Raw genomic sequence first — 26,000 nt, 5'->3', positions numbered from 1 at the left:
GTCCTCCCGGACCGCCCGCCCTCCCCGCGGACCGGGCGTCCCGGCCGCGTGCCCGGAACGGGCGCCCCGGAGGCGGGCCCCGCAGAGGCGCGCTCCGCGGGGCCCGTAGCCGTTCGAGGGGTCAGGGGGCGGCGTAGGCGTCCAGGGCGCGGCGGGCGTCCTCGCGGACGCGTTCGGCGACGTCGGCGGGGGCGATGACGCGGGCGCCGGGGCCCAGGCGCAGGACCAGGCGGCGGACCCAGCGCGGGGCCGGGGTGCGCAGGGTCACGCGGAGCCGACCGCCGGGCAGCTCCCGGACGTCGGTGCAGATGTAGTCCTCGGAGATCCACCGGGCCGCCGGCTCCAGCTCCAGGGTGACCCGCAGGTCGTCCTCGGAGAACTGCACCAGGCCGCCGCTGATGTCCCGGCGGCGGGCGGCGCTGGGCACCCGGGCCGGCTCGGGCAGCACGGTCAGGTCGAGCACCCGGTCCAGCCGGAACAGCCGGACCCCGTCGCGCAGCCGGCACCAGCCCTCCAGGAACGCGTGGCCGTCCTGGACCACCAGCCCCATCGGGTCGACGTCGCGCTCGGTCACCTCGTCCACGTACCCGGAGAGGTAGCGCAGGTGCACCGCCTGGCCGGCGTCGAGCGCCTCCTTGCAGCGCCGCTGCTTCTCCCGCTCCTCCTCGTCCAGGTCGACCCGGACCGCCACCGCGGCGGCGACCTCCTCGGCGGCGGCGCCCGCCGCGGCGCGCAGCTTCTCCCCCACCCGCTTCAGCGCGTCGCCGCCGGCCGTGCCGGGCAGCTCGCCCAGCAGCTCCAGCCCGACGATGAGGCTGGCCGCCTCGTCGGCGGTGAGCGCCAGCGGCCGGGCCAGGGTGTCGGCGTTGCCGATGATGATCTCCCCGGTGGACTCGGCGGCCTCCAGGTCGACCTCGATCAGGTCGCCCGGGGTGTAGCCGGGCAGGCCGCACATCCACAGCAGGGCGAGGTCCTTGAGCACCTGCTTCTCGGTCAGCCCGAAGTGCGCGGCGACCTCGGGCACCCGCACGTCGTGGCTGAGCGCGTAGGGCACCAGCATCAGCAGCCGGCGCAGCTGCTCGGCGGAGGCGGCGGCGCGCCGCTCCCCCCGGACGCCCTCCCCTTCCGCGGGCAGGGCCTCCGGCTCCGGTTCCGGCTCCCGCTCGGCGACCGCCCGCAGGTGCTCGACGACCGCGGCGCGCGCCTCGGCCGGCTCCTCGATCACCACCCGGTCGCCGAACCGGGCGGCCATGCCCACCAGGTCCGGCAGGTCGGTGTAGGGCAGGTCGACCTGGTCCCAGCGGTCCTCCGGGGCGGCGTCGCCGCCGGGGATGATCCGCAGCGCGGCGCGGCGCAGCTCGTGCGCGGAGTCGCCGCGGACCCGCAGCCGGGCGGTGTGCTCCGGCTCGGGCCGCTGCGCCCGCACCAGCGAGCGGACGTCCACGCCCTCCGGGACCCCCACCGGCGGGCCGGAGGAGACCACCTTGACCCCGCCGGCGATGCGGCCCAGCCGGAACACCCGGCGCTCGCCGCGGACCCGGTCGTGGCCGCCCACGTACCAGTGGCCGCGCACGTTCACCACGCCCCACGGCTCCAGCACCCGGCGCTCGGCCTGCTCGGCGCCGGGCTTGCGGTAGTCGAACTCGATCGGGCGGCGGTCCCGCACCGCCTGCCAGATCGGCAGGAACGCCGGCTCGTCGGCGTCCAGCACCGGGGTGATGGCCGGCGCGGCGTCGGAGTCGACCGGGACGCCGGCCGCGCGCAGCTTCATCATCGCCCCGGCCGCCGCCTCGCCCAGCGCGGCGTGCCGCCAGGCGCGCGCCGCCAGGCCCAGCACCGCGGCCTCGTCCGGCAGCAGCTCGATGTCGGGCAGGGTGTAGGCGGCCCGGGAGATCCGGTAGCCCTCCTCGTCGCTCCACACGTCGCCGCCGCCGGTCTCGATCGGGATGCCGCTGTCCCGCAGCTCCTTCTTGTCCCGCTCGAACATCCGCTTGAAGGCGCTGTCGCTCTCCGCCTCCTCGTAGCCCGCCACCGTCGCCCGGATCTCCCTGGCGGTGAGGAAGCGCCGGGTCGCCAGCAGGCAGATGACCAGGTTCAACTGGCGTTCCGTCTTCTTCCTGGACATCTTTCTCCGTCCTCCCGCTGCACGCGCCGCCCCCGCTGGGAGCGGTCGCGGACCCGGCGGCCCTCCGCCGGCGCCTGCTCCGGTCATCCGGCGGCGCGCCGTCGCAGCGCCGCCTCACGCCCCGACGGTACCGTGCTTCCCGTGATCCGATGGCGAGCTGGACGAGTGGCCGCGGTCCGCCGCGCATGGCCGGGCGCGGTGGAGGTCGACGCCGAGCTGGACGACCGGCCCGAGGCGCCTCCCGGAGGGGCCGGACCGGTCCCGGAGCAGGGGTGCGGAGCGGGCATCGGAGGGGCCGGCGGCGCACCGCCGGAGCCCGGTCGGCAGGAGGCCGAAGGGGACCCCGCGGCGGGGGCCGTCGCCGCCCCGGCCGAGCCCGCCGAGCGCCGGGTCCGGGTCTGCCGGGCGCTGGCCTACACCGACCTGGTCGGCACCCCGGCCCCCGGTGACCGGGTGCTGCTCAACACCACCGCCCTCGACCTGGGCCTGGGCACCGGCGGGTACGCGATGGTGGCCGCCCTGCCGGACCGGCTGCCCGACGACGCCCCGGTCCGCGGGCACCTGGTCAAGGCGCGCTACACGCCGCTGCAGACCACCGTGCTGGGCGCCGACGGGCAGGACTCCCCGCACCACTCCGTGCTCCGCGACGCCGAGGGCCTGGACGGCATGCCGGTGGTCACCGCGGACCTGCACTCGGCGCTGCCCGCGGTGCTGGCCGGGGCGGACGCGGACCGGCCCGGGGTGCGGGCCGCCTACGTGATGCTCGACGGCGGCGCGCTGCCGGCCGCGTTCTCCCGGACCGCCGCGGCGCTGCGCGAGGCCGGGCTGCTGGCCGGGGTGGTCACCACCGGCCAGGCCTTCGGCGGGGACCTGGAGGCGGTGACGGTGCACAGCGGCCTGCTCGCCGCCCGGCACGTGCTCGGCGCGGAGCTGGCGGTGGTCGCGCAGGGGCCGGGCAACCTGGGCACCGGCACCCCGTGGGGGTTCTCCGGGGTGGCCGCCGGGGAGGCGGTGAACGCCGCCTCGGTGCTGGGCGGACGCCCGGTCGCCGCGCTGCGGGTGAGCGACGCCGACCCGCGCGAGCGGCACCGCGGGGTCTCCCACCACAGCCTGACCGCCTACGGGAAGGTCGCCCTGGCCCGCGCCGACGTGCCGGTCCCGGCGTTGCGCGGCTCGTTCGGCGCCCGGGTGGCGAGGGACGCGGCGCTGCTGGCCGAGCGGCACCGCCTGGTCCACGTCGATCTGGACGGGCTGGAGGACGCGCTGTACGCGCTGCCGGTGCGGCTGTCCAGCATGGGCCGCTCCCTGGAGGAGGACACCGCCTGCTTCCTGAGCGCCGCGGCGGCGGGCCGGCACGCGGCGGCCCTGCTCAACGCCTGACCGGCGCCGGGCGGGCTCCGGACGGCCCCGCCCGGGGGCGGCCGAAGGCGCCTCGGCCCGGTACGCCCGCTCCGCGGTCCGGGGGACCCGGATGCGCCGGGGCGCGCCGCCCCGGGGGCCGGCCCCTGGGGCGGCGCCGGCGGCCACGGTGTTCCGGCACAGGGCTGCGGTACCGTCCGGCCCGCCGGATCCGCCGCCTCGGCGCCGGCGCGCCTCTCCACGGCACCGGCCGACTCCACCGAGAAAGGGAAACCGGACGCATCGGGGCGTACCGCCCCACCGGCCCCCCGGCCGGCGGGCGGTGCGCCTGCCGATTCCGCGGGGAGGGGGAACGGGAACCATCGGGACGCGCCGCTCCGCCGGCTCCGGCGGGCCTCTCCTCGGACACGGCGGCGCCCCGGGGGCGGCGGTGCGCCGCCCCCAGGGCGCCGGGGTCCCGAACCGGGAGGGCTAGCCCTCGGAGCCCTTCTCCTCGGAGTCCTTGGACTCCTTGTCACCGGAGCCCTCGCCCTCCTCGGACTTCTCCTCCTCCGGGGGCGGCGGCGGGTTGACCGCGCCCAGCACGTCGACGACGAAGACCAGGGTGCCGGCCGGCTGGCCGCTCTCCTCGGCCTCCTTGCCGTAGGCCTGCTCCTCGGGGATGACCAGCATGACCCGGGAGCCGACCTTCACGCCCTCCAGGCCCTTGTCCCAGCCCTCGATGACCTGGCCCTGGCCGAGCGGGAAGGTGAACGGGGTGCCGCCCTGCTTCCAGGAGGAGTCGAACACCTTGCCGTCGTCCCACCGGACCCCGGTGTACTGGACGACGAGCTGCTGCTCCTTCTCCGTCTCGGGGCCGTCGCCCTCGATCAGCTCGACCTTCTCCAGCTTCTTCGGCGGGTCGGTGCCCTCGGGGATCTCGATGTCGGGGGCGGCCGAGCCGGCGTCGGCCGCGACGGGCAGGCCGTCGCCGCCGTCGGTCTGCTGCTCGCCCGGGACGGTGTCGCCCTTGCCGTAGCGGTCGCGCACCTCGACGATGGAGACGGTGTCGCCCTTCTGCGGCTCCATGCCCTGCGCCTGTGCCTGCGCCGGGTCCGGGCCGGGCAGCACGAACGCCACCTGCGCGCCGACCGCCTGGTTCACCAGGGCGCCGCTGAGCTCCTCCTGCACCTGGTTGAGCTGGAGCAGGAACGGCGTGTCGGTCTCGTAGGTGGAGTTGGTCTTCTCCGTCTTGCCCTTGCCGGTCCACTGGTAGTCGACGATGTCGACGAGGAGCGTGTCCTCGGCCCGGATGATCTCCTCGTCCTCCCCGGGGCGGACCACGCCGGAGATCTGCTCGCCGGGCGGGGCGATGTCGGGGAAGGCCACCTCGGGCTCTTCGCCGGGCTTGCCCTCGACGGTGGGCAGGCGCTCGTCGATCTCCTGCTCGTCCATCCGCATGAAGGCGGGGACCTGGTACTTCTCCGGGATCGCACCGCAGGCGGACGACGCCAGCAGCACGACCGAGAACGGCACCGCGAGGGCGGCGGCACGTCGTCGCATAGGGCACTACCTCAATATCCGGCTCGGGTCCCAGACACACTACCGAAAAGGGCATGGTGCCGTATCCGGGTAAGAGCCGGTTGAGAGAGAGGGAGGGGCCGGGCGCGGCCCCTCCCCCGCCGCCGGGTCACATCCCGGCGATCAGCTTCTCCACCCGCTCGTCCACCGCCTTGAACGGGTCCTTGCACAGCACGGTGCGCTGCGCCTGGTCGTTGAGCTTGAGGTGGACCCAGTCCACGGTGAAGTCGCGGCGCTTCTCCTGGGCCTTGCGGATGAACTCGCCGCGCAGCCGGGCCCGGGTGGTCTGCGGCGGAACCGACTTGGCCCGGAAGATCCGCAGGTCGCCGACGACCCGGTCCATCTGCCCCTTCCGCTGCATCAGGTAGAACAGGCCGCGGTCGCGGTGGATGTCGTGGTAGGTCAGGTCGAGCTGGGCGATGCGCGGCGAGGAGAGCGACAGCCCGTGCTTGGACCGGTACCGCTCCAGCAGCTTGTACTTGGCGACCCAGTCGATCTCCCGCTCCACCAGGGAGAGGTTCTGCGTCTCCACCGCCTCCAGGGTGCGCGCCCACAGCTCCAGCACCCGCTTGCCGGTGGCGTCGGTGCCGTTGCGGTCCACGTAGGCCTGGACCTTCTCCAGGTACTCGCGCTGGATCTCCAGGGCGCTGGCCTCGCGCCCGTTGGCCAGCCGCACCTTGCGCCGCCCGGTCATGTCGTGGCTGACCTCCCGGATCGCCCGGATCGGGTTCTCCAGGGTGTAGTCGCGCATCACCACGCCGGTCTCGATCATCCGCAGCACCAGGTCGGTGGAGGCCAGCTTGAGCAGGGTGGTCACCTCGCTCATGTTGGAGTCGCCGACGATGACGTGCAGCCTGCGGAACCGCTCGGCGTCGGCGTGCGGCTCGTCGCGGGTGTTGATGATCGGCCGGGAGCGGGTGGTCGCCGAGGAGACGCCCTCCCAGATGTGCTCGGCGCGCTGGCTGACGCAGTACAGCGCACCGCGCGGGGTCTGCAGCACCTTGCCGGCGCCGCAGATGATCTGCCGGGTGACCAGGAAGGGGATCAGGATGTCGGCGAGCCGGCCGAACTCGCCGTGCCGGCCGACCAGGTAGTTCTCGTGGCAGCCGTAGGAGTTCCCGGCCGAGTCGGTGTTGTTCTTGAACAGGTAGATCTCCCCGGCGATGCCCTCCTCGTGCAGCCGCTGCTCCGCGTCGACCTGCAGGCCCTCCAGGATGCGCTCGCCCGCCTTGTCGTGCGCGACGAGGTCGGCCAGGTCGTCGCACTCGGGCGTGGCGTACTCGGGGTGGCTTCCGACGTCGAGGTAGAGGCGGGCGCCGTTGCGCAGGAAGACGTTGCTGCTGCGCCCCCACGACACGACGCGGCGGAACAGGTAGCGCGCCACCTCGTCCGGCGACAGCCGGCGCTGTCCCCGGAACGTGCAGGTGACGCCGTACTCGTTCTCCAGTCCGAAAATGCGTCGTTCCACGCGGCCTCACCATTTCCCGTCCCGTGGCAGCCGCGCGGGCCCGGTTCGGCCGGGGGCCCGGCCGGAGCCCCGCTGCGCTGCCGACGACTCCACCTTGTTTATCGGCACCGGCCCGGCTCGGGAAACCGGTCGGCCCGCCCTGATGCGGCGGGGCCGACCGGCCTGGCCTCAGGCCCCGTTCCCCGCGTCCTCCGCGCCGCCCCCGGCGGAGGAGCCGCCCGAGCCGGAGGAGGACGCCCCGTCGGCGGCGCGCGCCTCCTCGATCAGCCGCTCCAGGCGGGCGCCGCGGATCCGGCGGAACTTGCGGTGCTCGCGGGCCCGCTCCAGGACCGCCACCTCCAGGTTGGCGGCGTCCAGCTCGCGGCGCTCGTGCTGCTCGTGGGAGAGCGCGTACATCGCCGCGGAGAGCGCCTCGCTGAGCGGGGCGGCCGGGTCGAACCGCTCCTTGAGCGCGTTGGTCACCGCCTCGGCGGAGCCGCCCATGCCCACCAGGCCCTTCTCGTCGGCGACCGAGCCGTCGAAGGTGATCCGGTAGATCTGGTCGGAGTCGGCGTCGTCGCCGACCTCGGCCACGACGATCTCCACCTCCCAGGGCTTGTTGCTCTCGCTGAAGACCGTGCCCAGGGTCTGGGCGTAGGCGTTGGCCAGCATCCGGCCGGTGACGTCGCGCCGGTCGTAGGCGTAGCCGTGCGCGTCGGCGTAGCGGACGCCGCCCAGGCGCAGGTTCTCGAACTCGTTGCCGCGGCCGACGGCGGCGAACGCCACCCGGTCGTAGAGCTCGCTGATCTTGTGCAGGGTGCGGGACATGTTGTCCGCGACGAGCAGGATGCCGCCGTCGTACTGCAGTACCACGGCGCTGCGGCCGCGCGCGATCCCCTTGCGCGCGTAGTCCGCCTTGTCCTTCATGCTCTGCTCGGGCGAGACGTAGAACGGCATCGACACCGCTGATCGTTCCTTTGCTGTTCGTGCTGCGGGGAGCTGGTCGGGCCGCGCCGCCGCGGGGGCGGCGCGGAACCGGTCAGGAGAGCGGGGCGATGGGGCCGTCCGGGCGCTCGGCGCGCCCGGCCACGACCGTCTCGGCCACCCGCGCGACCTCCTCGGTCGGCAGCCGCCGGTAGCCCTCCTCAGTGACGATGTCGACCAGCGGGTAGATCTTGCGGTGCAGGTCCGGGCCGCCGGTGGCGGAGTCGTCCTCGGCGGCGTCGTAGAGCGACTGCACCGCCGCCTCGACCGCCTGCCCCTCGGTGAGGTCGTCGGTGAACAGCTTCTTCAGCGACCCCTTGGCGAAGACCGAGCCGGAGCCGATCGAGTGGTAGCGCTGCTCCTCGTAGCGGCCGCCCACCGGGTCGTAGCTGAAGATGCGGCCGATGTCGCGCGCCTCGTCGTAGCCGACCAGCAGCGGCACCACGACGAAGCCCTGCATGGCCAGCCCCAGGTTGCCGCGGAGCATGTTGGCCAGCCGGTTGGCCTTACCTTCCAGGGAGAGCGGCCGGCTCTCCCGCTTCTCGTAGTGCTCCAGCTCGACCTGGTAGAGCCGGGCGAGTTCGATGCCGATGCCGGCCGATCCGGCGATCGCCACCGCGGAGAACTCGTCGGCGCGGAAGAGCTTCTCCATGTCCCGGTTGGCGATGACGTTGCCCGCGGTCGCCCGCCGGTCGCCGGCCAGCACCACGCCGCCGGGGAAGGTCAGCGCGACGATGGTGGTGGCATCGGGGGTGAGGTGGTGCGCCCCGGAGGCCTGCGGGAGGTCCCGCCAGTTGGGCAGCAGGTCGGGATGGACCGCGCCGAGGAACTCGGTGAAGGACGACATCCCCGGGTTCATGTACGCGGCGGGCAGCCGTCCGCCCTCGAACGCTTCAGACACGCGACTCCCTTCGATGGCGCCCCGCCTGTGGTCGCGTCGCCGAAGGGGCGGCGGGGCGCGTGCGACGATTGACGTTTCCTGGTGTCGACCCTACTGATCCCGGGGGAACCGGGGGTAGCGACCGGTGGCCGCTCCGCTGAGGGCGAACCCGGCGGGGGCGCCGGGCCCCGGGCGCCCCGGAACGGGCGGGGCCGGGCCGCCCCGGGAGGCGGCCCGGCCCCGGTGCTCCGCGGCCCCGGAGGCGGCGGTCCGCGTCACTGCCCGCCCTTCTGCACGAACTGGCGGACGAAGTCCTCGGCGTTGGACTCGAGGACCTCATCGATCTCGTCCAGGATGTCGTCGACGTCGGAGTCCAGCTCTTCGTTGCGCGCGGCGGTCTCGGCGGAGGCCTCGGTCTCCTCGACCTCCTCGTCCCGCCGAGTGCCGTGCTTCTGCCCGCCGGTGTCCTTGGTCGCCATCCCACAACCTCCTCGATCGGGGCTCTCGCCCTTATCTTGGCCCGCCGGGCCCCGCCTCAACCTCGATCACGGGTCCCGTTGTGTGCACGTTACCCACTTCCCGCCGGATTGTCCGTACATCCGTGCGAACGGCGGGTCACCGGAGCGTGTTCCCGCCGGCGCCGGGAGGCGCGCCGGCCGGAGGGGCGGGGCCGGGCGGGTCAGCCCCGGCCGCCGGTGAGCACCGCGACCAGGTCGGCGGCGGTGTCGGAGGAGTCGAGGAGGGCGCCGACGTGCTCCCTGGTGCCGCGCCGCGGCTCCAGGGTGGGGACCCGCTGCAGGGAGTCGTAGCCGGGGAGGTCGAAGATCACCGAGTCCCAGGAGGCGGCGGCCACCGAGTCGGCGTACTTGGCCAGGCAGCGGCCGCGGAAGTAGGCGCGGGTGTCCTCCGGCGGCTCGGTGATGGAGCGCTGCACCTCGGCCTCGTCCAGCAGGCGTTTCATCCGGCCCCGGGACACCAGCCGGTTGTACAGGCCCTTCTCCTGGCGGACGTCGGAGTACTGCAGGTCGACCAGCTGGAGCCGGTGGTGGTCCCAGTCGATGCCGTCCCGGTCGCGGTAGCCCTCCAGCAGCTTGAGCTTGGCCACCCAGTCCAGCTCGCCGGCGAGCCCCATCGGGTCCTCGGCGAGCCGGTCCAGCACCGACTCCCAGCGCCGCAGCACGTCGGCGGTGTCGGCGTCGGGCTCGCTGCCGTAGCGGTCCTGCACGTACTTCTGGGCCAGCTCCAGGTACTCGCGCTGGATCTGCAGCGCGGTCATCCGGCGGCCGTCGCGCAGCCGGGCCTGGTGGGTGAGGGACGGGTCGTGGGAGATGGCGCGCAGGTCGGCGACGGGGGTGTCCAGGGTGAGGTCCACCCCGATGAAGCCGTCCTCGATCATCGCCAGCACCAGCGAGGTGGTGCCCAGCTTGAGGTAGGTGGACAGCTCGCTCATGTTGGCGTCGCCGATGATGACGTGCAGCCGGCGGTACTTGTCCGGGTCGGCGTGCGGCTCGTCCCGGGTGTTGATGATGGGGCGCTTCAGGGTGGTCTCCAGCCCCACCTCGACCTCGAAGAAGTCGGCGCGCTGGCTGATCTGGAAGCCGGCGTCGCGGGCGTCGGAGCCGATGCCGACCCGGCCCGCGCCGCAGATCACCTGGCGGGAGGTGAAGAACGGGATCAGGTGGCGGACGATGTCGCCGAACGCGGTGGAGCGGCGCATCAGGTAGTTCTCGTGGCACCCGTAGGAGGCGCCCTTGTTGTCCGTGTTGTTCTTGTAGAGCTGGATCGGCTCCACCCCCGGCACGGCGGAGGCGCGGCCGGCCGCGTCCGCCATCACCCGCTCGCCGGCCTTGTCCCACAGCACGGCGTCGCGCGGGTTGGTGACCTCCGGCGCGGAGTACTCGGGGTGGGCGTGGTCGACGTAGAGCCGCGCCCCGTTGGTGAGGATGACGTTGGCCAGCCCCAGGTCCTCGTCGGTGAGCTGGGTGGGGTCGGCGACCTCCCGGGCCAGGTCGAACCCCCGCGCGTCGCGCAGCGGGTTCTCCTCCTCGAAGTCCCAGCGGGCCTTGCGGGCCCGCGCGGCCGAGGCCGCCAGGTAGGCGTTGACCACCTGGGTCGAGGTCACCATCGCGTTGGCACCGGGGTTGCCGGGCACGGAGATGCCGTACTCGGTCTCGATGCCCATAATCCGCCGCACAGTCATGTTGGAAGGTTATCCACCGATACCGCGTCTTGAACTCCGCGCCGCGAATTGCCGCCGGACCGTCTCCGCGCCGCCTCCCCACCCGCCCCGGGGCCGGACCCCCGGACCCCCTTCCCCCGGCGGCCCCGGGGGCGCCGCCCCGCCCCGGGCGTGTCGGAGGGGGCGCGGCGCCCCGGGCACCGGCGCGGTCAGCCGGCCGCGGCGGCAGCGGCGTCCCGGGCGGACAGCCGCCCGTCGCGCATCTCCCAGACCGCGCCGGCCCGGTCCAGGTACTCGGTGTCGTGCGTGACCACCAGGGTGGCGGTGCCGAACTCCGCGGTGACCTCGGCGAGCAGGTCCATGATCCCGGCGCCGCGCTCGTGGTCCAGGGCGGCGGTCGGCTCGTCGACCACCAGCACCCGCGGCGACCCGGTGAGCGCCCGGGCGATGTTGACCCGCTGCCGCTCGCCGCCGGAGAGCCGCGCCGGCCGGCGGTGCTCCCGGCCCGCCAGGCCGACCGCGGCCAGCATCCGCCCGGCCGCGGCGCGCCGCGAGCGCACCGGGCGGCCGCGCATGTGCTCCACCGCCAGCAGCTGCTCGGCGGCGGTGAGCGAGGAGACCAGGTTGGGCTGCTGGAAGACGATGCCGACCCGGTGCATGCGCAGCCGGCTCAGCTCCGCCGGGGACAGCCCGGCGGCCTCCTGCCCGTCGATGCGGACGCCGCCGGAGTCCGGGCGGATCAGCGCGGAGGCGACCGCCAGCAGGCTCGACTTGCCCGACCCGGAGGGGCCCACCACGGCGTGCAGCTCGCCGGGGCCGGCCGCCAGCGAGACCCGGTCCAGCGCGGTCACCCGGGAGTCGCCGTCCGGGTAGGTCAGGGTGATGTCGGTGAGTTCGATGCTCATCGGACGCCTCCAAGGGCGGTCAGCGGGTCGACGGAGGTGATGCGGCGGACCGCCAGGACCGCCCCGAGCATGCCCAGGGCCACCATGGCGGCCACCGGGAGCAGGGTGGTGGCGGCGCTCATCGAGAACGGGACCGCGGAGGCCGCGGCGGCGCCCAGGACCGCGCCGGCCGCTCCCCCCAACAGGGAGCCGGCCGCCAGCACCGCCAGCGCCTGGGCCAGCGCGTCGCGCAGCAGGTAGCCGGTGGAGCCGCCGAGCGCCTTGAGGATGGCGATGTCGCCGGTGCGCTGGATCGTCCACACGGTCAGGAACGCCCCGGCCACCAGGGCGGAGATGGCGTACAGGAAGCCCTGGATCATCATCAGCGACCCGTTCTCCGAGGAGTAGGCGCCGATCGCCGCCAGGCTCCCCGAGCGGGTCGCGGAGGCGGTCCCCGCGGCCTCGTCGGCCGCGGCCGCGGCGTCCCCGCCGGCCTCGGCGGCGACCACCGTGCCCGCCGGGACCTCCGCGGCGCCGTCCGGCGCCATGCCGCGCCAGGACGCCAGGGAGGTCCAGACGGCGGGGGTGTGGCTGTAGGAGTCGTCGCCGGCGACCCGGTCCACGGTGAAGTCGCGCCCGGCGAGGACCACGGTGTCGCCGGCCGCCAGGCCCTCCTCCTCGGCCAGCGGCTCGGAGACGACCAGGGCGCCGTCGCCGACGCCCTCCGGGGCGAGGCGCCCGCCGGGCTCGGCGGCGAGCACCGTCGCGGCGGCGGTGGAGCCGTCGGCCAGCTCCAGCCGGCCGGGGGTGACGGCCAGCGCCTCGGCCCAGGCCACCCCGTCGGTGTCGGCCCAGGCCCGCAGCTGCTCACCGGTGACCGAGCTGTCGGCGAAGGACTCTTCGGGGTCGGCGCCGCCGGCCGCCCCGAAGGCGATCCTGGTGGCGGGCAGGCGGTCGATCGCGGAGACGGACTCGTCGGCCAGCCCCGCGGTGAGCCCGGAGAGCAGGACCACCAGCAGGGTGATGAGGGCGACGACGGAGCCCATCAGCGCGAACCGCCCCTTGGCGAAGCGGATGTCGCGGACGGCCACGAACACGGCAGGGCCTCCTGGGAGGAGTAGGGGTGCGCGGGTGCCGGGACCGGCCCCGCGGCGCGGTTCCGCCGCGCACTCTCCACCCTCGCCGCCCGGGCCCCGGATTCCATCGGGCGGCCGGGCGGTTCCGCGGAGCGGAAGGGCTGAGCCCGGCATCCCCCGTTCGGTCGATGCGGGCGGGACCCCCGCGGCCTAACGTGGAGTGAATGCACTCCGCTCACCGGGCGCCCTTCGCCTCGCTCTCGGCGGGGACCGCGACCGTGCTCGCCGTCCTCCGCGGCTGCCTGCACGCCGCGTTCTTCCTGCTGCTGGCGGTGGCCGCGGCCCGGCTGCTCGCCGGCGGCACCGGCCCCGCGGACCGGGCGGCCCTGGCCGGCGCCGCGCTGCTCGGCGCGGTCTACGCCTGCGGCCCGCCGCTGCTCCGGCGGCTTCCCGGCCGACGCACCGCCCTGTCCTGGCTCGCCCTGGTCACCGCCCTGTGGGCGGGGCTGCTGCTGCTCAGCCCGGACTTCTCCTGGGTCGCCTTCCCGCTGTTCTTCCTCCACCTGCACCTGCTGCGCCGGCTCCACGCGGTGGCCGCGGTCGCCGCGGTCACCGCGGCGGTCGTCGCCTCCCAGGCGCTGCACTCCCGCGACCTGGGCATCGCCATGCTGCTCGGCCCGGCGCTGGGGGCCGCCTTCGCGGTGGTGATCGCGCTGGGCTACGCCGCCCTGTACACCGAGAGCGAGCAGCGCCGCCGGCTGATCGAGGACCTGGAGCGCACCCGCGGCGAGCTGGCCGAGACCCAGCACCGGGCCGGCGCCCTCGCCGAGCGGGAGCGGCTCTCCCGGGAGATCCACGACACCCTGGCCCAGGGCCTGTCCAGCATCGTGCTGCTGCTCCGCGCCGCGGAGGGGGCGGTGCGCACCGACCCGGGCGCCGCGGCCGCGCGGATCGCCGACGCCCGGGACACCGCGGCGGAGAACCTCGCCGAGGCCCGCCGGTTCGTCCGCGCCCTGGCGCCGCCCGCGCTCTCCTCCGGCTCGCTCGCCGACGCCCTGGGCCGGCTCTGCTCGCGCACCGCCGCCGAGAGCGGCACCGACTGCCGGTTCCGCCTGGAGGGCGACCCGGTTCCGCTGCCGGCCGGCTTCGAGGTGGCGCTGCTCCGCGCCGGGCAGGTCGGCCTGGCCAACGTCGCGGCGCACTCCGGCGCGCGCACCGCCGTGGTCACCCTGGCCTACCTGGACGGCGAGGTCGCCCTCGACGTCTACGACGACGGGCGCGGCTTCGACCCGGCCGGGGCGGAGCGCGGCCGCGCCGACGGCACCGGCTACGGCATCCGCGGGCTGGCCGGCCGCGTCGCCGAGCTCGGCGGCCGCCTCCAGCTGGAGTCCGCCCCCGGGGAGGGCACCGCCCTCGCCGCGACCCTGCCGCTGGGCGCGGAGCCCGCCGGCGCCGAGGAGGAGACGTGACCGACCGGCCGCTGCGCCTGCTGCTCGTCGACGACCACCCGGTGGTCCGGCGCGGGCTGCGCGCCATGTTCGACGAGCGCGCGGACATGGAGGTGGTGGCCGAGGCCGCCGACGGCCGGGAGGCGCTGGGCGTGCTGGCCGGCACCGCCGTCGACGTGGTCCTGATGGACCTGCGGATGGGCGGCATGGACGGCGCCGACGCCACCCGGGCGATCGGCGGGCTCCCGGACGCTCCCCCGGTGCTGGTGCTGACCACCTACGACAGCGACGCCGACATCCTCGCCGCGGTGGAGGCCGGGGCCGCCGGCTACATGCTCAAGGACGCCCCGCCGGACCGGCTGTGCGAGGCGGTGGCCGCGGCGGCGCGCGGCGAGACCGCGCTCTCCCCCGGGGTCGCCGCCCGGCTGGTGGGCCGGCTGCGCGCCCCGCGCACCGCGCTCAGCCCGCGGGAGACCGAGATCCTGCACCTGCTGGCCCGCGGCCTGTCCAACAGGGCGCTCTCCCGGGAGCTGTTCGTCAGCGAGGCCACCGTCAAGACGCACCTCGGGCACATCTACGACAAGCTCGGGGTGGACAACCGGACCGCGGCGATCTCGGTCGCGATGGAGCGCGGCATCCTGCGCCCGCGCTGAGCGGCCCGCCCGGCCGGGCGGGCCGGTCGGCGCGGGGCGCCCCCGTCCCCCGGCCGAGGCGCCCCGGGCGGGGAGGAGGGCCCCTCCGGCCCGCCGCCGGGGCCCGGAGGGGTCCGGGAGCGGCGGGGGCCCGCCGGAGGTCCGGCGGGCCCCTTCATGCCGCGTTCCTACAGGTACTGGCCGGTGTTGGCCACGGTGTCGATGGACCGGCCGGAGTCGGCGCCCTTCTTACCGGAGACCAGCGTGCGGATGTAGACGATCCGCTCGCCCTTCTTGCCGGAGATGCGGGCCCAGTCGTCCGGGTTGGTGGTGTTGGGCAGGTCCTCGTTCTCGCTGAACTCGTCGACGCAGGCCTGCATCAGGTGCGCCACCCGGATGCCCTTGGACTTGTTGTCGATGAAGTCCTTGATGGCCATCTTCTTGGCCCGGTCCACGATGTTCTGGATCATCGCCCCGGAGTTGAAGTCCTTGAAGTAGAGGACCTCCTTGTCACCGTTGGCGTAGGTGACCTCCAGGAAGCGGTTCTCCTCCGTCTCGGTGTACATCCGCTCGACGACGCGCTGGATCATCGCGTCCACGGTGGCCTTGGTGGAGCCGCCGTGCTCGGCGAGGTCGTCCTCGTGCAGCGGGAGGCCGTCGGTGATGTACTTGGAGAAGATGTCCCGGGCGGCCTCGGCGTCGGGCCGCTCGATCTTGATCTTCACGTCCAGCCGGCCCGGGCGCAGGATCGCCGGGTCGATCATGTCCTCCCGGTTGGAGGCGCCGATGACGATGACGTTCTCCAGCCCCTCCACGCCGTCGATCTCGCTGAGCAGCTGGGGGACGATGGTGTTCTCCACGTCGCTGGAGACGCCGGAGCCGCGGGTGCGGAAGATCGAGTCCATCTCGTCGAAGAACACGATCACCGGGGTGCCCTCGCCGGCCTTCTCCCGGGCCCGCTGGAAGACCAGGCGGATGTGCCGCTCGGTCTCGCCGACGTACTTGTTCAGCAGCTCGGGGCCCTTGATGTTGAGGAAGAAGCTCTTGCCGACGTCCTGGCCGGTGCGCTCGGCGACCTGCTTGGCCAGCGAGTTGGCGACCGCCTTGGCGATCAGCGTCTTCCCGCACCCGGGCGGGCCGTAGAGCAGCACGCCCTTGGGCGGGCGCAGCCGGTGCTCGTAGAAGAGGTCCTTGTGCAGGTAGGGCAGCTCGACCGCGTCGCGGATCATCTCGATCTGCCCGCTGAGGCCGCCGATGTCGGTGTAGGCGATGTCGGGGACCTCTTCGAGGATGAGCTCCTCGACCTCCGACTTGGGGATGCGCTCGTAGACGTAGCCCGAGCGCGACTCCAGCAGCAGCGAGTCGCCGGGGCGGATGGCCTCCTCGCGCAGCGGCTCGGCCAGCCGGACGATCCGCTCCTCGTCGTGGTTGGAGATCACCAGCACCCGGTCGTCGCCGAGCGCCTCCTTCAGCATCACGACCTCGCCGACGGTCTCGAAGGACTGCGCCTCGACGACGTTGAACGCCTCGTTGAGCATGACCTCCTGACCGGGGCTGAGCTCCTCCGCCTCGACCGACGGGCTGACGTTCACCCGCATCTTCCGGCCGTTGGTGAAGATCTCGACGGTCCCGTCCTCGCGGGCCTCCAGGAACACCCCGAAGCCGGACGGCGGCTGGGCCAGCCGGTCGACCTCCTCCTTGAGGGCGACGATCTGGTCCCGCGCCTCCTTCAGCGTGGAGACCAGCCGCTCGTTCTGGCCGTTCGCCGCGGCGAGGTTGGCCTGCGCCTCACGCAGTCGGTCCTCCAGGAGCCGCACATGGCGGGGGGAATCGGCGAGCTTGCGCCGGACTACGCTGAGCTCCTTTTCCAAGTAGGAGACTTGAGCCGTGAGCTCTTCGACTTCTCGGTCGCGCTCCGCCTGACGCTCGTCGTCGCGATCGGCCACGTCCGCCACCTCCTATAAGAGGACGACTACTCGGAACCCTACCTACCCATGGACTATTCCTAACCTCCGGTGCTCCGCAAGTGTTTGAGGACTCACTTTTCGATCTTGTGAAAGCCTAGGTCAGACTGGTAATGAGGCACCCGTCGTAATGAGAAAGTAACGTCCTCGCCTAGTCCCCGGCGGGTTCCGGAGCGCCGTTGCCGGCCCCTTCCGCAGCACTTTCTCCGGCGCTTCCCGATCCGCGCCCTTCGCGCGTTCTGGCCCAGTCCTCCCCATAAGCACCCTTGGCCGGGCGGCGGCGCCGCTCGGGGGCCTCCGCGCCGTCCGCCAGCCGGCGGGCGGTGACCAGGAAACCGGTGTGCCCGATCATCCGGTGGTCCGGGCGGACCGCCAGTCCCTCCACGTGCCAATTGCGCACCATGGTCTCCCAGGCGTGCGGCTCGTAGAAGGAGCCGTGCTCGCGCAGCTCCTCCACCACCCGGGAGACCTGGGTGGTGGTGGCGACGTAGGCGCAGAACAGCCCGCCGGGGATGAGCGCCTCGGCCACCGGGCCGACGCACTCCCAGGGGGCCAGCATGTCCAGCACCACCCGGTCGACCTCGGTCGGCGCGTCCGGGCCGGCCAGCGCCTCGTTGAGGTCGCCCACGGTCAGCTCCCAGGCCTCGGGCACCTCGCCGAAGTAGCGGCGCACGTTCTCCCGGGCGATCGCCGCGAAGTCCTCGCGCCGCTCGAAGGAGTACACCTTCCCCCTGTCGCCGACCGCGCGCAGCAGCCAGCTGGACAGCGAGCCGGAGCCGGCCCCCGCCTCGATCACCCGGGCGCCGGCGAAGACGTCGGCCTGGGCCACGATCTGCGCCGCGTCCTTGGGGTAGACGATGGTCGCACCGCGCTTCATGGACAGGGTGAAGTCCAGCAGCAGCGGGCGGAGCGCGACGTAGGCGGTGCCCGAGGTGGAGCGGACCACGCTGCCCTCGGGGCTGCCGATCAGGTCGTCGTGGTCGAGCCGCCCGCGGTGGGTGTGGAACGCCGAACCGGCCTTCAGGGTGATGGTGTGCATCCGCCCCTTGGGGTCGGTCAGCTGCACGATGTCGCCGTCGCCGAAGGGTCCTCGGCGGCCGTGGATGCCGGTCACTGGTGCTCGTCTCTCCGGGGTCGTACGTGGCGCGGGAACGGGGCGCGCCGCCCCTTCCGGGCGCCCGCCCCTCCCGCCGGACTGCGCGAGCGCCCAGGCTATCCGCCGTGGTCGGACACGGCGTAATCGGCGGGCGAGGGGGCATCTCACACAGTGCGGATCGGCCGGATCCGCGGCACCGACTGCACCGGAGAGGGCGGATCATGGCGAGTGACGGCGCGGCCGCGGCGCACGGCGTGGGGCTGGGCATCGACATCGGCGGCAGCGGCATCAAGGGCGCCCCGGTCGACCTGGGCACGGGGGCGTTCACCACGGACCGGGTCAAGATCCACACGCCGCACCCGTCCACCCCCGCGGCGGTGGCCCGGGTGGTGGCGGAGATCGCCGAGCGGATCGGCGCGCACGCCGGCGAGGGCGCCCCGGTCGGGGTGACCTTCCCGGGGGTGGTGCGCGGCGGGGTCGTCGGCACCGCCGCCAACGTGGACGACGCCTGGGTCGGCGCGGACGCGGAGAAGCTGTGCGGGGCGGCGGCCGGCCGCCCGGTCGCGGTGGTCAACGACGCCGACGCCGCGGCGGTCGCCGAGCACCGCTACGGCGCGGCCCGCGGGGTGCGCGGGGTGGTGCTGCTGACCACCCTGGGCACCGGCATCGGCACCGCCCTGCTGACCGGGGGGCACCTGGTGCCCAACACCGAGTTCGGGCACCTGGAGATCGACGGGCACGACGCGGAGACCCGCGCCTCATCGGCCGCCAAGGAGCGCGAGGGGCTGTCCTACGAGGAGTGGGCGACCGAGCGGCTGCAGCGCTACTACGACGAGGTGGAGAAGCTGCTCTCGCCGGACCTGATCGTGGTCGGCGGCGGGGTCAGCCGCAAGGCCGACAAGTTCCTCCCGCGCGTGCGCACCCGCGCGGAGCTCGTCCCGGCCCGGCTGCGCAACTCGGCGGGCATCGTCGGCGCGGCGCTGCTGGCCGCCGAGCGCTTCCCGCGCTGAGCGCCGCCCCCTCCGCCTCTCCGCGGAGCCTCCGGCCCCTTCCGCCCCGGGCCGGCGGGGGACGCGGCCGGGCCGCCCGGCGGGCCGGTCCGGCCGCGTCCCGGCCCCCTCCGGCACCGGGACCGGGCCGGCGCGGGCCCGCGGGCCCCTCTTCTTCTCCGGCCCCTCTGCACCGCGCCGCCGAGGGAGGGCGGGGCCGGCCCGCGAGGGGAGGGTGCGGGCGGCCCCGCCCGGCATCGGTCCGCGCCCCGGTCTCCCGTGCGGGAGCGGGCGCGGGTCCGCCCGACCGCACCCCTCCTTCCGCCGCGGACGGGTCCGCGGCGGAAGGAGGGGCGGGCGTGCCCGCCGCGCGCCGGGGATTGCGCGGAGGGCACTGCGGGGGGGGCGGGTAGGGAGTGGTCTCTAGCCGATCCCGGTGCGGACCGGGCCCATCACGCCGGCGATCCTGCGCGCCGCGTCGCCGGTGCGGGCGGCGGGGGTGAGGGGGGCGTGCCGCATCGCGCACCCGGCGCCGGCGGCCTCCTCCTCCCAGCGGAGCCACCACCACAGCCGGCCGCGGTGCGGGCGGAGCACCGCCCGCTGGGTGCGCCGGGAGGCCCCCTCGACGGTCGCCTCGACGACGCCGGTGCGCCCGTCGATGCCGACGTCCAGGCCCCGGGAGCGGAGTTCTGCGGTGAGCCCGCTGAGCGCGCGCGCCCATCCGGGGTCGGCGCCCCGGTCAAGCTCATGACCGCTTCCGGCCAGACAGGGCTTTTCGGGCCCGCGGTTCTCCCCTCTCATCCACCCTCCTGATTGTGTTCGGAATCCCTGCGACACAGGGACTTCAGTCCCTTGACTCTGCACCACCGACGACTTCGGGGACAGCGATATGCGCGCTACGCATAGCATCATTTCTCTCACACATAGCCACCAACCCCAGGTGGCGACCCTAACCTAGGCTCATGCCCCAGCGAGACGGCGCTCTGCCGCCGGAGTTTTGGACGCGCCCGGCCACCGCAGCGGCACTGGCCACCTGTGACATCGCCACGATCGTCGAGGACATCCGCCGCACGCGGGGCTGGTCCCAGGGAGAGCTGGCCAAAGCGGTCGGCTACTCCCAGAGCTGGGTGTCACGCGTGGTCAACGGCCAGCAGTCACTCACCATCGACCAGGTCCGCGACCTCGCAGGCCGCCTCGGGATCCCGCTCCACCTGCTCCGGTTCGGCGGCGCCGCCGAACCGGCTAAGGGGGCTGATCCCACGCGACGCAGGGAATTCGGCAAGGCCGTGACCGTCTCCGCGCTCACGCTGCCGCTCGCATCGGCGCAGCGGCGCGGCGGCACGGCCCCAGCCGACAGCGAGATCCATGAGCAGACCGCCGCCACGCTCCGCGCCATCACCGGCGGGCAGAGGCGCCTGGACGCCTCCTCCCCCGCCCGCGACCTCGCCCGGGGCGCGGTGGCCCACGTCGAACTGGCCGGGCGCACCCTGAAGCGCGCCCAGGGCACGCCGTTCGCCGCCGACGTCGCCGCGGCCGCGAGCGAGGCCGCCGGGTTCGCCGCCTGGCTCCACGCCGACATGGGCGACGCCGGGTCGGCCCGCGCCTTCTACCGGGCCTCGGTGGACCGGGCCCGCCGCGCCGGGCAGCGCCTGCTCGACGTCTACATGCTCGGCAGCCTCGCCGCGTTCGAGATCGACGCCGACGACCCGGCGCTGGGGCTGTCGCTGGCGCACGAGGCCGGCCGGCGGCTCGGCCCCGGCGCCCACCCCACCGCCACCGCCTGGCTGGCCTGCGTGCGGGCGCTCGGCCACGCGGGCATGGGCGCCGCCGCCGAGGCCGACCACGAGATCGCCCTGGCCGAGCAGGCGGTGAACCGCTCCGACAACGCCGAACCCCCCTGGCCCTGGGTGTTCGCCTTCGACCACGCCAAGGTCGCCGGCTACCGCGCCCTGGCCGGCGTCCGGCTGCACCGGCCCCGCCAGGCCCACGACGCCTTCGCCGAGGCCTTCGCCGGCGCCCGCCCGGGGCCCAAGCAGAGCGCGATCCTCCAGGTGGAGCTGGCCAAGGCCTACGCCGACGCGGGCGACGGGGACGAGGCGCTCCGGCTGGCCGCCGACGCGCTGGCCGTCGGCGTCCGGCTGCGGTCCGAGCGGGTGGTGGACCGGGTCCGCGGCTTCCGCCGCTCCTACCGGGCGCGCGGCCCCGGCGCCGACCGGCTGGACGACCAGCTCACCGCCGCCCTGACGGGGGGCCTGCCGCCGCTGCCGTGAGGCGCCGCGCCGCGCGTCCCGCGCGCTCCGCGCCTCCGGCGCACCGCCCGGAGCCGCACCCCGGCCGACCGGGTATTCCCAGGACAAGGCCTGTCTCCCGGGTCCGGGCGCGGCCGCGCCCGCTCGGGCGGGGCCGGGCCCCGCGCCCCCGAAGCACAGGCCCGAACCACAGGAGGGGAGCGTCACCGTGCGACGCATCGCCATCACCGGCCACCGCGGCCTGCCCCCGGACGCGGAGGCCCGCATCGACCGCGCGGTCCGCGCCCGGCTGGAGCCGCTGCGGGGCCGCCTGATCGGGCTGTCCTGCCTGGCCGACGGCGCCGACGCGCTGTTCGCCCGGGCGGTGCTGGACCTGGGCGCGCCGCTGGAGGCGGTCGTGCCCGCCGAGCGGTACCGGGACGGCCTGCCCTCCGCCCACCACCCGGTCTACGACGCCCTGCTGGCCCGCGCCCGCCTGGTGCACCGGCTGCCGCACATCGACTCCACCGCCCGGGCCCACCTGGAGGCCGGCCGCTACATGGTGGACCACTGCGACGAGCTGATCGCGGTCTGGGACGGCCGCCCGGCCCGCGGGCCGGGCGGCACCGCCGACATCGTCGGCTACGCGCACGCCGCCGAACGGCCCACCGCCGTCATATGGCCGGAGGGCGCCCGCCGCTGAGGCCGCCCGCGGGCGGGGGCGGGAAGGGGGCCGGTCAGATCCCGGCGAAGGCGTCGTCGACGTCCTTGGTGCGCAGCACCCCGAAGACGCCGCCGTCCTCACGGACCACCAGGTACTCGGCGGCCGGGTGGGCCCGCATCGCGGCGAGCAGCCGCTCGCCCTCCAGGTCGGCGGGGATGACGGCGCCGGCCGTCACCGCACGGGAGACGTGGTCCACCGAGATCCACGGCCGGCGGTCCTCCGGCACCGCCCCGGCGGCGTCGTCCGAGACGATCGAGACCGGGGCACCGGAGGAGTCGGTCACCAGGACCGCGCCGGCGTCGGCCTCGGCCATCCGGCGGTCCGCCTCGGCCAGCGGGGTCCCGGAGGGCACCGCGGCGGCGCGCCGGGCCAGCAGCCGCACCCGCAGCCGGGGGACGCGCTCCCGGAACCGGGCGCCGCGCAGCGCGGACCCGGCCCCCATCCACATGAAGCCGCCGAGCAGCACCCCCAGCAGCACCATGAAGACGCTCGGCATCCGCCCGGAGGGCAGGTAGAGCAGGAACGGCATCCCGATGACGAACACCGCCAGCACCCGGCCGCCCCACGCGGCCACCACGGTGCCCGCGTTCGGCCTGCGGGTCAGCGCCCACACCGCCGAGCGCACCACCTTGCCGCCGTCCAGCGGCAGCCCCGGCATCAGGTTGAAGACGCCCACCAGCAGGTTGGCCACGAACAGCTGCCACAGCAGCACCCCGGGCACCGTGTCCGGCGGGACGAACCACTGGGCCGCCCACCCGATCGCCGCCAGCACCAGGGAGAGCAGCGGCCCGGCGAAGGCGATCAGGAACTCCCGGCCCGGGGTGCGCGCCTCGCCCCGCATCTCGGTGACGCCGCCGAGCATGAACAGCGTGATCCGCTCCACCGGGATGCCGAACCTCCGCGCCACCACGGCGTGCGCCAGCTCGTGCACCAGCACCGAGGCGTACAGCAGCACCGCGAACACGAACGCGACGAGGTAGGAGGCCGGGCCCAGGCGGAGCAGCGACTCCACCACGGGCTCGTACAGGATGGTGATGATGGCGGCGATGACCAGCCAGGAAGGGGTCACGTAGATGGGGATCCCGTAGGGGCGGGCCATGAGCCAGCCCGACCTCCGGCCGCCGCTGCCGCGCGCCGCCGGCCCCTGGGAGGCGTTGCCGTCGTCCGTCGTCACACTGCCAGGCTACGCGGTTCCGGGAAGGGCGGAACCGCGGCGGGCGCGGGCCTATCGTTGGAACATGGACACCGCCCGCCCGGCCCTTCCGGCACTCCTACCGGCCCTGTCCCCCTCCCGGGCCGCCGACTTCCTGCAGTGCCCGCTGCTGTACCGGTTCCGCGTGATCGACCGCCTCCCGGAGAAGCCCAGTTCGGCCGCGCTGCGCGGCACCCTGGTCCACGCCGTCCTGGAGCGGCTGTTCGAGCTGCCGGCCGAGGCGCGCACCCCGCGCACCGCCCGGTCGCTGGTCGACCCGCAGTGGGAGCGGCTGCGCACCTCCCGCCCGGAAAGCGAGCAGCTGTTCGCCGGCGAGGGGGCCGAGGACCTGGACGCCTGGCTGGAGTCGGCCCGCTCCCTGGTGGAGCGCTACTTCGACATGGAGCGCCCGGAGAGCCTGGAGCCGCGCGACCGGGAGCTGCGGCTGGACGTCACCCTGGAGTCGGGGCTGCGGCTGCGCGGCTACGTCGACCGGCTCGACGTGGCCCCCGCCGGGCAGATCCGCGTGGTCGACTACAAGACCGGCAAGTCGCCCAAGCCGCGCTACGAGGACAAGGCCAAGTTCCAGATCTTCTTCTACGGCGTGATGCTCTGGCGCGAACTGGGCGAGGTGCCGACCCGGCTGCAGCTGATGTACCTGGCCGACGGCGTGACCCGCTGGTACGACCCCACCGAGCAGGAGCTGCGCGCCGCGGAGGCGGAGATCCTCGCCATCTGGCACGACATCGAGGCGACCGCGCGCAGCGGCGAGTGGCGGCCGCGCCGCACCCCGCTCTGCGGCTGGTGCGACCACCAGGCCGTCTGCCCCGAGTTCGGCGGCACCCCGCCGCCCCTCCCGGAGATCTCCCCCCGCCGCTAGCCCCGGGCCGCCCCCGGCCGCAGGGGCAGGCCCGTGAGGCCCCGGCGCCGCGGACCGCCCCCGCGGCCGCCCGGGAGCGGCCCGCTCCACGGCGGCGGGGCCCGCCGCCCTTCCCGGCCCCGGAGGGCGAGGAGCCGCAGGCCCCGGCGGGGACCCCCGCCGCCGACCGCGGTGGAGCGGCCGGCCCCGCTCGTCCGGAGGGATGAGGGCGGATCCGCCCCGGGAAGGTCACCCCGGGAAGCGGCCCGGCCTAGTTTGGGGAGGTGACCGAAACCGCCTCGACGGCGCCTCCTGAACCCGGGCGACAGCGGCGGTCCCGGGCCCGCGCCCGGACCGCGGTCCGGAACCTGGCCGCCCTGCTGCCCTCGGCCCGGCCGCGCCCCCCGGAGCGCCGCCGCGACCGGATCACCGACGCCCTCCTCGTACTGGGTCCGGCCGCACTGAACTCCGCGGTCCTGCTGACCGCCGCCGGCACCCCCGAATGGGCCGCGACCTGGCCCCGCGACACCGCCGGGCACGCCGCCGGCGCCGCGCTCGCGCTCCTCCTGCCGCTGCGCCGCGGCCGCCCCCTCACCGTGCTCCTGCTGCTCATCGCGGGCGGAACCGCCGCCGAGCAGGCCGGCGCCTTCACCTGGGGCGCCGCCTCCGCCGGCATCGTGATCGCCTCCTACTCCATCGGCCGCTACCTACCGCTGGCCCGCTCACTGGCGTCGATCGCACTGGCCGGGGCCGCCGACGCCGCCGCGCTGCACGCCGCCTCGGCGCCGCCCGACCCGGCCCGGCCCTGGTGGGCGCCGTACGCCTTCGCACTGGGCTCCATGGCCTTCGCCTGGTGGCTGGGCCGCCTGGTGCGGCTGCGCGCCTTCGACACCGCCGAGGTCCGCGAGCACGCCCGCCGGGTCGAGCGCGCCCGGGACGCCCACGCCCGCGCCGTGCTCGCCGAGGAGCGCTCCCGCATCGCCCGCGAGCTGCACGACGTGGTCGCCCACCACGTCAGCGTGATGACGGTGCAGGCCACCGCGGGCCGCCGGGTCATCGGCCGCTCCCCGGAGCGGGCCGAGCAGGCGCTCGCCGAGATCGAGCGCACCGGCCGGGAGACCCTCGCCGAGATGCGCCGGATCGTGGGCGTGCTGCGCATGTCGGAACCGGACCGCGACGACCGCGCCGCGCGCAGCCCCCAGCCCGGCGTCGCCGACATCGGCGCGCTCCTGGGCCACCTGCGCGACGCCGGGGTGGACGCCGAGCTCCGCGTCTCCGGCGCCGCCCGCGACCTGCCCCCGGTGCAGGGCCTCACCGTCTACCGGGTGGTGCAGGAGTCGCTGACCAACGTGCTCAAGCACGCCGGACCGGGCGCCCGCGCCCGGGTCGGGCTGGACTACCGCCCCGGCGAGATCGCGGTGGAGGTCACCGACGACGGCGCCGGCCGCCGCCCCGCCCCCGGCCCCCCGGCCGGGGACGCCGACGAACCCGGCCACGGCATCCTCGGCATGCGCGAGCGGACCGCCATGTTCGGCGGAGAGCTGGACACCGGCCCGCTGCCGGACGGCGGCTTCCGGGTCAGCGCCCGGATCCCGCTGCACGACCGCGGCTGACCCCGGCCCGCACCCGCCGGGGGCGGAGGTGCGGCCGGGGGCGCGGATCGGGAAGAATCCCCCCATGCCCATCCGTGTTCTGCTCGTCGACGACCAGCCGCTGCTGCGCACCGGCTTCCGCCTCATCCTGGAGGCGGAGGAGGAGATCTCCATCGTCGGCGAGGCCTCCGACGGCCACGGCGCCGTCTCCTCCGCCAAGCGCCTCCTGCCCGACGTGGTCCTGATGGACATCCGGATGCCCGGCAAGGACGGCATCGAGGCGACCCGGGAGGTCCTCTCCTGGGCGCGGGGGGCCGGCCACTCCATGCGGGTGCTCGTGCTGACCACCTTCGACCTGGACGAGTACGTCGTCGAGGCGCTGCGCGCGGGCGCCAGCGGCTTCCTGCTCAAGGACGTCCCGCCGGACGAGCTGGCCGGCGCCATCCGGGTGGTCGCCGACGGCGCCGCCATCGTCGCGCCCACCATCACCCGCCGGCTGCTCGACCGGTTCGCCGACAAGCTGCCCAGCACCCGCGAGGCCGCCTCCCCCGGCCTGGACCGCCTCACCGAGCGGGAGCGGGAGGTGCTCCGGCTGCTCGCCCGGGGCATGTCCAACTCCGAGATCGCCGGACGCCTCGTGGTCAGCGAGACCACCGTCAAGACGCACGTCGGCAACGTGCTCACCAAACTCGGCCTGCGCGACCGCGTCCAGGCGGTGGTGCACGCCTACGAGACCGGGATCGTCCGCCCCGGCGGAGCGGACTGACCCGCCCCCGGGGCAC

Annotated in this window: 21 protein-coding genes and 1 pseudogene; 9 read left to right on the top strand and 13 right to left on the bottom strand. The window is 75.1% G+C overall.

Going from position 1 to position 26,000, the window contains the following annotated elements:
- Window positions 1-130: 130 nt before the first annotated feature.
- Window positions 131-2,125, bottom strand: a pseudogene (locus J0910_RS13120) (helix-turn-helix transcriptional regulator); the annotation flags it as partial.
- A 141-nt stretch (window positions 2,126-2,266) separates the two neighbouring features.
- Here J0910_RS13120 and J0910_RS13115 point away from each other — a divergent pair.
- On the top strand, window positions 2,267-3,505 hold the full coding sequence (locus tag J0910_RS13115; protein ID WP_420158776.1) for a DUF3866 family protein: 1,239 nt from the start codon (window positions 2,267-2,269) through the stop codon (window positions 3,503-3,505).
- 450 nt (window positions 3,506-3,955) lie between these two features.
- Here J0910_RS13115 and J0910_RS13110 read toward each other — a convergent pair whose 3' ends face one another.
- From J0910_RS13110 to J0910_RS13075, 8 genes are all read right to left on the bottom strand, one after another.
- Complete coding sequence (locus tag J0910_RS13110; protein ID WP_420158775.1) at window positions 3,956-5,026, bottom strand: FKBP-type peptidyl-prolyl cis-trans isomerase; 1,071 nt, start codon at window positions 5,024-5,026, stop codon at window positions 3,956-3,958.
- Window positions 5,027-5,153: 127 nt separating this feature from the next.
- Window positions 5,154-6,512, bottom strand: a complete 1,359-nt coding sequence (gene pafA, locus J0910_RS13105) for a Pup--protein ligase (RefSeq protein ID WP_420158774.1) — start codon at window positions 6,510-6,512, stop codon at window positions 5,154-5,156.
- Between the two features lie 168 nt (window positions 6,513-6,680).
- A complete protein-coding gene (prcA, locus tag J0910_RS13100) occupies window positions 6,681-7,448 on the bottom strand; it encodes a proteasome subunit alpha (RefSeq protein WP_420161985.1) in 768 nt (255 codons plus the stop codon).
- Between the two features lie 82 nt (window positions 7,449-7,530).
- Window positions 7,531-8,376: a proteasome subunit beta gene (prcB, locus tag J0910_RS13095; RefSeq protein WP_420158773.1), complete on the bottom strand. Its 846-nt coding sequence runs from the start codon at window positions 8,374-8,376 to the stop codon at window positions 7,531-7,533.
- A gap of 254 nt (window positions 8,377-8,630) precedes the next feature.
- Window positions 8,631-8,834, bottom strand: a complete 204-nt coding sequence (locus J0910_RS13090) for a ubiquitin-like protein Pup (protein ID WP_420158772.1) — start codon at window positions 8,832-8,834, stop codon at window positions 8,631-8,633.
- A gap of 200 nt (window positions 8,835-9,034) precedes the next feature.
- Window positions 9,035-10,555, bottom strand: coding sequence for a depupylase/deamidase Dop (dop, locus tag J0910_RS13085; protein WP_420158771.1), 1,521 nt, complete (start codon window positions 10,553-10,555; stop codon window positions 9,035-9,037).
- 188 nt (window positions 10,556-10,743) lie between these two features.
- Window positions 10,744-11,439, bottom strand: coding sequence for an ABC transporter ATP-binding protein (locus tag J0910_RS13080; protein WP_420158770.1), 696 nt, complete (start codon window positions 11,437-11,439; stop codon window positions 10,744-10,746).
- A complete protein-coding gene (locus J0910_RS13075; protein ID WP_420158769.1) occupies window positions 11,436-12,515 on the bottom strand; it encodes an FtsX-like permease family protein in 1,080 nt (359 codons plus the stop codon). Before J0910_RS13075 ends, J0910_RS13080 begins: the two co-directional genes overlap by 4 nt.
- Window positions 12,516-12,718: 203 nt before the next feature.
- Between J0910_RS13075 and J0910_RS13070 the strand changes: the two genes are divergently transcribed.
- Together J0910_RS13070 and J0910_RS13065 are read left to right on the top strand one after the other, a co-directional pair.
- On the top strand, window positions 12,719-13,963 hold the full coding sequence (locus J0910_RS13070) for a sensor histidine kinase (RefSeq protein ID WP_420158768.1): 1,245 nt from the start codon (window positions 12,719-12,721) through the stop codon (window positions 13,961-13,963).
- The gene (locus J0910_RS13065; RefSeq protein WP_420158767.1) at window positions 13,960-14,595 is read left to right on the top strand and encodes a response regulator; all 636 of its coding nucleotides are present in this window, start codon (window positions 13,960-13,962) and stop codon (window positions 14,593-14,595) included. Before J0910_RS13070 ends, J0910_RS13065 begins: the two co-directional genes overlap by 4 nt.
- Window positions 14,596-14,762: 167 nt before the next feature.
- Here the strand turns inward: J0910_RS13065 and arc are convergent, their stop codons facing one another.
- Window positions 14,763-16,529, bottom strand: a complete 1,767-nt coding sequence (gene arc / locus J0910_RS13060) for a proteasome ATPase (protein ID WP_420158766.1) — start codon at window positions 16,527-16,529, stop codon at window positions 14,763-14,765.
- A 160-nt stretch (window positions 16,530-16,689) separates the two neighbouring features.
- The gene (locus tag J0910_RS13055) at window positions 16,690-17,652 is read right to left on the bottom strand and encodes a tRNA (adenine-N1)-methyltransferase (protein WP_420158765.1); all 963 of its coding nucleotides are present in this window, start codon (window positions 17,650-17,652) and stop codon (window positions 16,690-16,692) included.
- A gap of 203 nt (window positions 17,653-17,855) precedes the next feature.
- Here J0910_RS13055 and ppgK point away from each other — a divergent pair, with 203 nt between their 5' ends.
- Window positions 17,856-18,644 carry a polyphosphate--glucose phosphotransferase gene (ppgK, locus tag J0910_RS13050; protein WP_420158764.1) on the top strand — a complete coding sequence of 263 codons (789 nt, stop codon included), beginning with the start codon at window positions 17,856-17,858 and terminating at the stop codon, window positions 18,642-18,644.
- Between the two features lie 402 nt (window positions 18,645-19,046).
- Here the strand turns inward: ppgK and J0910_RS13045 are convergent, their stop codons facing one another.
- A complete protein-coding gene (locus J0910_RS13045; protein WP_420158763.1) occupies window positions 19,047-19,424 on the bottom strand; it encodes a hypothetical protein in 378 nt (125 codons plus the stop codon).
- A 161-nt stretch (window positions 19,425-19,585) separates the two neighbouring features.
- Here J0910_RS13045 and J0910_RS13040 point away from each other — a divergent pair, with 161 nt between their 5' ends.
- Together J0910_RS13040 and J0910_RS13035 are read left to right on the top strand one after the other, a co-directional pair.
- Window positions 19,586-20,893, top strand: a complete 1,308-nt coding sequence (locus tag J0910_RS13040) for a helix-turn-helix domain-containing protein (protein ID WP_420158762.1) — start codon at window positions 19,586-19,588, stop codon at window positions 20,891-20,893.
- 187 nt (window positions 20,894-21,080) lie between these two features.
- Entirely contained in the window at window positions 21,081-21,554 is a 474-nt protein-coding gene (locus tag J0910_RS13035) for a hypothetical protein (protein ID WP_420158761.1), read from the top strand.
- A gap of 34 nt (window positions 21,555-21,588) precedes the next feature.
- Here J0910_RS13035 and J0910_RS13030 read toward each other — a convergent pair whose 3' ends face one another.
- Window positions 21,589-22,674, bottom strand: coding sequence for a site-2 protease family protein (locus J0910_RS13030; protein ID WP_420161984.1), 1,086 nt, complete (start codon window positions 22,672-22,674; stop codon window positions 21,589-21,591).
- Between the two features lie 139 nt (window positions 22,675-22,813).
- Here J0910_RS13030 and J0910_RS13025 point away from each other — a divergent pair, with 139 nt between their 5' ends.
- The 3 genes from J0910_RS13025 (at window position 22,814) to J0910_RS13015 (ending at window position 25,984) form a co-directional block, all read left to right on the top strand.
- A complete protein-coding gene (locus tag J0910_RS13025) occupies window positions 22,814-23,647 on the top strand; it encodes a RecB family exonuclease (protein ID WP_420158760.1) in 834 nt (277 codons plus the stop codon).
- A gap of 263 nt (window positions 23,648-23,910) precedes the next feature.
- On the top strand, window positions 23,911-25,239 hold the full coding sequence (locus J0910_RS13020) for a sensor histidine kinase (protein WP_420158759.1): 1,329 nt from the start codon (window positions 23,911-23,913) through the stop codon (window positions 25,237-25,239).
- Window positions 25,240-25,303: 64 nt separating this feature from the next.
- Window positions 25,304-25,984 (top strand): response regulator, encoded by a 681-nt coding sequence (locus J0910_RS13015; protein WP_420158758.1) that lies wholly within the window; start codon window positions 25,304-25,306, stop codon window positions 25,982-25,984.
- The last annotated feature ends 16 nt before the right edge of the window (window positions 25,985-26,000 follow it).

Origin of the sequence: Nocardiopsis oceanisediminis (assembly GCF_048595525.1) — a bacterium.
Taxonomy (GTDB): domain Bacteria; phylum Actinomycetota; class Actinomycetes; order Streptosporangiales; family Streptosporangiaceae; genus Nocardiopsis_A; species Nocardiopsis_A oceanisediminis.
This window is presented reverse-complemented; position numbering and strand designations above follow the sequence as displayed.